Source organism: Desulfocurvus vexinensis DSM 17965, assembly GCF_000519125.1.
GTDB classification, from domain to species: domain Bacteria; phylum Desulfobacterota; class Desulfovibrionia; order Desulfovibrionales; family Desulfovibrionaceae; genus Desulfocurvus; species Desulfocurvus vexinensis.
Genome location: NZ_JAEX01000052.1, coordinates 1 through 1,580, shown reverse-complemented (window position 1 = coordinate 1,580; position 1,580 = coordinate 1). Strand labels below are relative to the sequence as shown.

Here is a 1,580-nt window from a genome sequence, read left to right as displayed (position 1 = left end):
ATGGGGCAAGTGGGTCATTGAGGAGGTTGCCGAAACTCAGGATGCCTTCCTGCCCGGCGGCGTGCCGCGTAAGCAGACCTTTCACCTCAAGCTCGGCTCCTACGGGGAGGATGCCTGATGGCCCGCTACGTGACCAAGGACGGCGACATGCTGGACTGGATCTGCTGGCGGCACTACGGCGACCGCCCGGGCGCCGTGGAGGCAGTGCTGGACGCCAACCCCGGCTTGGCGGACGCCGGGCCGACGCTGCCCGTGGGCATGGTCTTGACCTTGCCCGAACTGGGCACCTCCGAGGCGGCGCAGCCCGTGCGTCTGTGGGACTGAGATGCGCCCCGAATTCCGCGTCATCGCCGACAGCAAGGACATCACCGCCGCCGTAAAGGACAGGCTCCTGTCCCTGCGGATCACGGACGAGGCCGGGTTCAAGTCCGACCTGGCCAGCCTGGCCCTGGACAATCGCGACGGCAAGGTGGCCATTCCCCGCACCGGCGTGGAGCTGGAAATCCTGCTGGGCTACAAAGAGACTGGGCTGGTCAGGATGGGCGTGTTCAAGGTGGACGGCGTGAGCGTCACCGGCCCTCCGGATGCCCTGTCTATCTCCGCCCGGGCCGCCGACATGATGAGCGGCCTTAAGGCCCGCCGTACTCGCTCCTGGGACGATACGACCCTGGGCGACATGATGCGCACGGTGGCCCAGGAGCACGGCTACAGCGCCCGGGTCAACGCCGACCTGGATCGGGTGGGCCTTCCGCACGTCGACCAGACCGAGGAGAGCGACATGCAACTCCTGACGCGCCTGGCCAAAGACAACGGGGCGGTGTTCAAGCCCGCAGGAGGCAACCTGGTCCTGGCTCCGCGCGGTGAGGCCAAGAGCGCCTCCGGCGCGGCTATGCCCTTGGTTCAGCTCGCGCGCAAGGATCTCGTGAGTTGGACCATGCAAGCGGCGGACAGGGGCAAATATCAGGGCGTCGCCGCGTACTGGCACGACCACGACGGGGCAGAGAGGACTGCCGTCACCGTGGGCGATGGCGAGATGCTGTTCACGCTGCCCGGGACGTACCCGGACGCAGACGCCGCGACCCGGGCGGCCCAGGCGAAGCTGGACGCCTTCCAGCGCGGGACCGCGACCCTGGACCTCACGCTGGTCGGCAGGCCGTCCCTGGGCGCGGAGTCGCGGGTGAGCGTCACCGGCGTTCCGGGCATCGTCGGTGAATGGATTGTGGCCACCGCGCGGCACACCCTGGACGGCCAGGGCCTGCGCACGGAACTCCAGGCGGAGACGCCCAAGGGCGCCGCCTAAGGCTCTTTGACAACCGAATTGCAGACGAGATTTGAGGAACAGGCGGGGGCGCGCCAACGCCCCCACTGGCCCGGTGCGGACACACCGGTCCACCGCCCGAGGACGGCTGCTCCATTCCCCTGATCAGGGTGGAGATTCCCTAACAGCCACGGGCATAATCGTAAAGAGCGACATGAAAAGCCCAATCAAATGGATAGGCGGCAAGTCGAGGCTTGCCGAGGAAATCATGGGACTGATCCCGCCCCACCAGCGCTACGCGGAGGTGTTCGCTGGTGCGGGG

The 1,580-nt window shown here is 67.5% G+C and carries 4 protein-coding genes; all 4 read left to right on the top strand.

Translation table 11 applies throughout. The features are described from left to right. Positions 1–118 (top strand): phage tail protein (locus tag G495_RS23020; protein WP_035252523.1); only part of this gene is annotated, 118 nt, incomplete at its 5' end. Next, positions 118–324 carry a tail protein X gene (locus G495_RS0114515; protein ID WP_028588363.1) on the top strand — a complete coding sequence of 69 codons (207 nt, stop codon included), beginning with the start codon at positions 118–120 and terminating at the stop codon, positions 322–324. The genes G495_RS23020 and G495_RS0114515, both read left to right, overlap by 1 nt. 1 nt (position 325) lies before the next feature. After that, positions 326–1,300, top strand: a complete 975-nt coding sequence (locus G495_RS0114510; protein ID WP_028588362.1) for a contractile injection system protein, VgrG/Pvc8 family — start codon at positions 326–328, stop codon at positions 1,298–1,300. A gap of 172 nt (positions 1,301–1,472) precedes the next feature. After that, a partial coding sequence (locus tag G495_RS22895) for a DNA adenine methylase (RefSeq protein ID WP_169734401.1) occupies positions 1,473–1,580 on the top strand: 108 nt, incomplete at its 3' end.

Bases quoted from the DNA above. Each gene is read 5' to 3' on its own strand.
- G495_RS0114515 (WP_028588363.1), top strand. From the start codon at position 118: ATGGCCCGCTACGTGACCAAGGACGGCGACATGCTGGACTGGATCTGC.
- G495_RS0114510 (WP_028588362.1), top strand. From the start codon at position 326: ATGCGCCCCGAATTCCGCGTCATCGCCGACAGCAAGGACATCACCGCC.